5 protein-coding genes are annotated in these 6131 nt (G+C 57.5%); 3 read left to right on the top strand and 2 right to left on the bottom strand.

All coding sequences use genetic code 11. The features are described 5' to 3' along the window. The first annotated feature begins 209 nt into the window (after positions 1 to 209). Together acnB and yacL are read left to right on the top strand one after the other, a co-directional pair. A complete protein-coding gene (gene acnB / locus CYR52_RS13830) occupies positions 210 to 2807 on the top strand; it encodes a bifunctional aconitate hydratase 2/2-methylisocitrate dehydratase (protein WP_072928887.1) in 2598 nt (865 codons plus the stop codon). 165 nt (positions 2808 to 2972) lie between these two features. Further along, complete coding sequence (gene yacL / locus CYR52_RS13825) at positions 2973 to 3335, top strand: protein YacL (protein ID WP_072928889.1); 363 nt, start codon at positions 2973 to 2975, stop codon at positions 3333 to 3335. Positions 3336 to 3389: 54 nt separating this feature from the next. On the opposite strand, the gene CYR52_RS13820 is transcribed toward yacL, so the two are convergent. Beyond that, positions 3390 to 4259 (bottom strand): hypothetical protein, encoded by an 870-nt coding sequence (locus CYR52_RS13820; RefSeq protein ID WP_241506152.1) that lies wholly within the window; start codon positions 4257 to 4259, stop codon positions 3390 to 3392. Between the two features lie 652 nt (positions 4260 to 4911). Then, a complete protein-coding gene (locus CYR52_RS13815) occupies positions 4912 to 5259 on the bottom strand; it encodes a YacC family pilotin-like protein (protein WP_072929109.1) in 348 nt (115 codons plus the stop codon). Positions 5260 to 5499: 240 nt separating this feature from the next. Between CYR52_RS13815 and hpt the strand changes: the two genes are divergently transcribed. Continuing rightward, positions 5500 to 6036, top strand: a complete 537-nt coding sequence (gene hpt / locus CYR52_RS13810; protein WP_072928891.1) for a hypoxanthine phosphoribosyltransferase — start codon at positions 5500 to 5502, stop codon at positions 6034 to 6036. Positions 6037 to 6131 lie beyond the last annotated feature (95 nt).

Here is a 6131-nt window from a genome sequence, read left to right as displayed (position 1 = left end):
GTGATATGCTGGCTGGGCGGAACCGGGCGCTGTACCCTTAACAGCCCAGGTGATTGACCGCAGTGCTGTGGCGTTTCATGAAGTCGAGCGTTGAAAAGGCAAAGAATCTCATCAGGCGAAAAACCCTGTGCGCAGGGCGGCAGGTTTTACACCGGTATGAATATGGATAGCCAGGCACAATAAATGACAATGAGAGCGAGGAGAGAGTCGTGCTAGAAGAATACCGTAAGCACGTAGCCGAGCGTGCTGCAGAGGGCATTGCCCCCAAGCCATTAGATGCTTCCCAAATGGCCGCGCTGGTTGAGTCACTGAAGAATCCGCCCGCGGGCGAAGAAGAAGTCCTGTTAGACCTGTTGATTAACCGTGTACCGCCGGGCGTTGATGAAGCTGCCTACGTAAAAGCCGGCTTCCTGGCCGCGGTCGCTAAAGGCGACACCCATTCTCCCCTGATTACCCCGGAAAAAGCCATCGAACTGCTGGGCACCATGCAGGGCGGCTATAACATCCAGCCCCTGATTGAAGCCCTGGACCATGAGCAACTGGCCCCGATCGCGGCCAAGGCCCTGTCCCACACGCTGCTGATGTTCGACAACTTCTATGACGTGGAAGAGAAAGCGCAGGCCGGCAATGTGTATGCGCAGCAGGTGATGAAATCCTGGGCGGAAGCCGAATGGTACCTGAGCCGCCCGCAACTGGCGGACAAACTCACCGTTACCGTGTTCAAAGTTACCGGTGAAACCAACACCGATGACCTCTCCCCGGCGCAGGACGCCTGGTCGCGTCCGGACATCCCGCTGCATGCGCTGGCGATGCTGAAAAACGTGCGCGAAGGCATTGAGCCGGACCAGCCGGGCAGCGTCGGCCCGATCAAACAGATCGAGGCGCTGAGCCAGAAAGGTTTCCCGCTGGCCTACGTCGGTGACGTGGTCGGTACCGGTTCGTCCCGTAAATCCGCCACCAACTCGGTGCTGTGGTTTATGGGTGACGACATCCCGTTCGTGCCGAACAAACGCGGCGGCGGCGTGGTGCTGGGCGGCAAAATCGCCCCGATCTTCTTCAACACCATGGAAGATGCGGGCGCACTGCCGATCGAGCTGGACGTCTCTAACCTGAATATGGGTGATGTGATCGACATTTACCCGTACAAAGGGGAAGTGCGCAACCACGACACCAATGAACTGATCGCCACCTTTGCGCTGAAAACCGACGTGCTGCTGGATGAAGTCCGCGCCGGCGGCCGTATTCCGCTGATCGTCGGCCGTGGCCTGACCTCGCGTGCGCGCGAATCGCTCGGCCTGCCGCACAGCGACGTATTCCGCAGCGCCCGCCCGGTAGCGGCCAGTGACAAAGGCTTCTCCCTGGCGCAGAAAATGGTGGGCCGCGCCTGCGGCGTTGCCGGTGTGCGCCCTGGTGAATATTGCGAACCGAAAATGACCTCCGTCGGCTCGCAGGACACCACCGGCCCGATGACCCGTGACGAGCTGAAAGACCTGGCTTGCCTCGGCTTCTCCGCAGACCTGGTGATGCAGTCCTTCTGCCACACCGCGGCCTATCCGAAGCCGGTGGACGTGACCACCCACCACACGCTGCCGGACTTCATTATGAACCGTGGCGGCGTGTCGCTGCGCCCGGGTGACGGCATCATCCACTCCTGGCTGAACCGTATGCTGCTGCCGGACACCGTCGGCACCGGCGGTGACTCCCACACCCGCTTCCCGATCGGGCTGTCGTTCCCGGCCGGTTCCGGTCTGGTGGCGTTTGCCGCGGCGACCGGCGTCATGCCGCTGGACATGCCGGAATCCGTGCTGGTGCGCTTCAAAGGCAAAATGCAGCCGGGCATCACCCTGCGTGACCTGGTGCACGCCATCCCTTATTACGCGATCCAGCAGGGCCTGCTGACCGTTGAGAAGAAGGGTAAGAAGAACATCTTCTCCGGCCGTATTCTGGAGATCGAAGGCCTGCCGGAGCTGAAGGTAGAGCAAGCCTTCGAACTGGCGGACGCCTCCGCAGAGCGTTCTGCGGCCGGCTGTACCATCAAGCTGGACAAAGCGCCGATCATTGAATACCTGACCTCCAACATCGTGCTGCTGAAGTGGATGATTGCCGAAGGCTACGGCGACCGCCGTACGCTGGAGCGCCGCATCCAGGGCATGGAGAAGTGGCTGGCTGACCCGCAACTGCTGGAAGCGGATGCCGACGCCGAATACGCGGCGGTGATCGAGATCGATCTGGCTGACGTCAAAGAGCCGATCCTGTGTGCGCCGAACGACCCGGACGACGCGCGCCTGCTCTCCACCGTGGCCAACAGCCACATTGACGAGGTGTTCATCGGCTCCTGCATGACCAACATCGGCCACTTCCGTGCGGCCGGTAAACTGCTGGACCAGCACAAAGGCCAGTTGCCGACCCGCCTGTGGGTCGCCCCGCCGACCAAGATGGACGCCGCACAGCTGACGGAAGAGGGCTACTACAGCGTCTTCGGTAAGAGCGGTGCGCGCATCGAGATCCCTGGGTGCTCGCTCTGCATGGGTAACCAGGCGCGGGTCGCGGATGGCGCGACGGTGGTCTCCACCTCCACGCGTAACTTCCCGAACCGCCTGGGCAACGGTGCTGACGTCTACCTGGCGTCCGCTGAGCTGGCGGCAGTCGCTTCACTGCTGGGCCGCCTGCCGACCCCGCAGGAGTACCAGGCGTACATGGCGCAGGTCGATAAGACGGCAGTGGATACCTACCGCTACCTGAACTTTGACCAGCTGAACCAGTACACCGAAAAAGCGGATGGCGTTATCTTCCAAACCGCGGTGTAAGCCGCTATAGTGCGCGACGCAACAAGGAGGCCCACCTGGGCCTCCTTTTTTTATGCGCTATGTTTACGGGGCAGCCGCGTTGCCCTGCACGGAAATGGGCGCGGTACAGCGCTTTGCCGGGCAGCAACGGGTTACACTTAGCGGATCAACCGGGGAGAGAACATCATGGACTACGAATTTTTACGGGATATCACCGGCCAGGTGCAGGTGCGGTTCTCAATGGGCCACGAAGTGGTGGGCCATTGGTTCAATGAAGAGGTAAAAGGCGATCTGGCCTTGCTGGACGAGGTGGAGAAGCAGGCGGCCAACGTCAAAGGCACCGAGCGCCAGTGGCAGCGTGAAGGGCGCGAGTATACGCTCTGGCTGGATGGGGAAGAGGTGATGGTGCGTGCCAATCTGCTGGAGTTTGAAGGCGACGAGATGGAAGAGGGGATGAGTTACTACAACGAGGAGAGCCTGTCGCTGTGTGGCCTGGAGGACTTTCTGGAGGTGGTGGCGAAATACCGTGCTTTCATCAGCGGGCGCTGAAGGGGCCGGCCAGTAACTGGCCGGCGGTGTCCGGCATCCATGACCTGTGATTCCTTAGTAGTAGAAGCCAAACTCCAGGCCTGCTGACGAACTGGTGGTGGCAGGTTGGTAGAAGTTTACCGCTTTGTCGCCCAACATGCCGCGTTCGCTATCCGACTTCCCAAATTTCTGGTGCACGTAATAGGCTTTCACAAACACATCGCGCGTCACGTTCCAGGTCAGGGCTGCGTACGGTGACAGGCGTGATTTTGGCTGCAACCAGACATCCCCGGCGTTGCTGTGGGTCCAGGTCTTGATCGGGTAAAGCGCGCCGCCTTCCAGGCTCACCTGCGTTGACGGTGTCATCTGCCAGTTCATTCCGGCACCGGCTTTGGCGTAAGGCTGAAGCGAGACCTCTACCGCACTAAAGCGACGGGTACGCTGCTCAGACGCCACATAGACCTCGTCCGAATGAATGTTACGCAGCCACGCCTGGGCACCCAGCGACCCTTTCAGGTCAAATGAGACGCTGTCTGAGGCGCGGAACCGGTAGCCGCGGGTCATGTCTGCGCTGTAACCGGTGTACCAGGTGGTGCCTTTCAGTGAGCCGGGCGGCAGATTGTATTTCGGGTCGAGCGCGCCGCCGCGGTAGCTGACTGCCCCGGCCATCAGGCTCATTTCCCAGCCTTTCAACAGGCCCCGGCGGGCATCCACGTAGTTATTCGCACCGGTATTCACCCGGAAACGCGGGCCGTGCTCCTGCACATATTTCCGGTCGAGATTATCGACGGTTTCATCCCATTTGAAATATTCCACGCCGGCGCTGGCGTAATTACGGGTAGAGGCACTGAACGGATTTTCCCCGGCGTTGGCGACGCCAGAAAGCAATACGCCGGTCGTCACGAAGGTGGCGGCAAACGCAGTGCAAAAGGATGTTTTCATCATTAGCATTCTTTAGAGTAATTAACGGGAGCGGTGAGTGTAAAAAAAGAGCGGGAATGCTAACGGCAGAATAAGGCGGGATAAATAGCTTAATTTAAAATCAATAAAAACAGTCGCTTAACAATGGCCGTAACGCAAATAAACCGGCCATATGGCTGATTAATTGACTTAGGGCATCTGCAATACGCTGTTAATTTAACTTACTGCAAAGATCGCGGGCTGAGAGGGGGAAATAAATTTGACTTAATTAAAAGAAATAACGTTAACAGGAAGAAAAATAAATTTAACTTAAGGCCGGTTAAGTGTTAATAAATAGTTAGTAATAACCTATCCTGATTTAACGCCGGGCACAAGCATTTAAAACTTAATTTCCCCAGAAAATAACCAACTTAAATCAACAAATATTTAACAAGAAATAAGTGGTTCTTTTTGCGCTAATCGACCAATAAGAAACACTGTTTTAGTAAACCGGTTGCATAAACGCTGGAAAAAATTGTAATCCCTTGCGCTGGCAGCGGCAGGCGCAGGAGAGGTGGGCGACGCACCCCATCAAGGCGCAGGGCAGGGCGGCGCGCCGCAGGAGATTATGCTGAAAAAAACCGGGGGCGTGGTGTGAAAAAAGGAATAAGTGCCCGCGTAACGGGCAACCGGCGGGTTACTGTGCGTAAGCCAGCAGGCCCAGAGAATCCCTGGCCAGGGCTTTGCACTTGTTTGGCGTGGAGATAGCGATGCCGCTCAGGTCGCGGTAGCTCTCTTCGCCCAGCTTGCGCATGTTAAAGGTGTTGTAGTTGCTGAGATCCCAGCTGTTCTGTTGGGCGAAATAGACAATCGCCTGCTTGATCTGGTTGTTCGGCAGGTCATGGTAGCCGCAATTATTTTTCAGGTAGACAAACACCGCCGTCAAATCGGCAAGGTCTTCCGCTTCGGTGTCGCTCAGTGCCTGGCTGGCAGAGGAGAAGCCCAGCAGCCCCAGCAGCAGCATCATCAGTGTCGTTCGTTTCATTGCCATCAGTGACTTATTCATGGTTAGCAGACGTTATCACACTTACTTATTCACGCACCAAATTTATTGCGCGCCCGGCGGGCGTGCCGGGAAAGGGGGGTCTGGAGCGGAAAGATACCTTGAGTATAGCGGCTCCGGGCGATAACCCGCAGGCCGGGAGTCTGAAAAGCCGCCGCGTCGATCCGCCGCAGGGGCTATGTTAAACTCTGATACCCCGTACAGGTAACAGACAAATTATTTATGAAACACACCGTAGAAATCATGATTTCCGAGCAGGAAGTCAGGCAGCGCATCATTGAGCTGGGCCGGCAAATCACCCATGACTACCGCGACAGCGGCAGCGACATGGTACTGGTTGGGCTGTTGCGCGGTTCGTTCATGTTTATGGCCGATCTCTGCCGCCAGATTGAGGTGCCGCATGAAGTCGATTTCATGACCGCCTCCAGTTACGGCAACAGCATGTCCAGCAGCCGCGACGTGAAAATCCTGAAAGATCTGGATGAGGATATCCGGGGCAAGGATGTGCTGATCGTGGAAGATATCATCGATTCCGGCAACACCCTGAGCAAGGTGCGCGAAATCCTGGCGCTGCGTGAGCCAAAATCGCTGGCCATCTGCACCCTGTTGGATAAACCGTCACGCCGGGAAGTCAGCGTGACGGTGGAGTATGTCGGTTTCTCGATCCCGGACAAATTTGTGGTCGGGTACGGAATCGATTACGCCCAGCGTTACCGCCACCTGCCCTACATCGGCAATGTGGTGCCGGCTGCGGAGTAACCCCCTTTACGCCCTTGTTTCATCCTGAAAAACCGCAGGGTAAAAGCGCTTGGAAAGCTAATTTTTACGCTGCGGTATTGGCTATGCTCCGTGCT

The organism is Chimaeribacter arupi (assembly GCF_002858805.1).
In the GTDB taxonomy this organism is placed as follows: Bacteria; Pseudomonadota; Gammaproteobacteria; order Enterobacterales; family Enterobacteriaceae; genus Chimaeribacter; species Chimaeribacter arupi.
The sequence above is the reverse complement of the archived record's forward strand: the minus strand, read 5'-3'. Positions and strand labels throughout refer to the sequence as shown.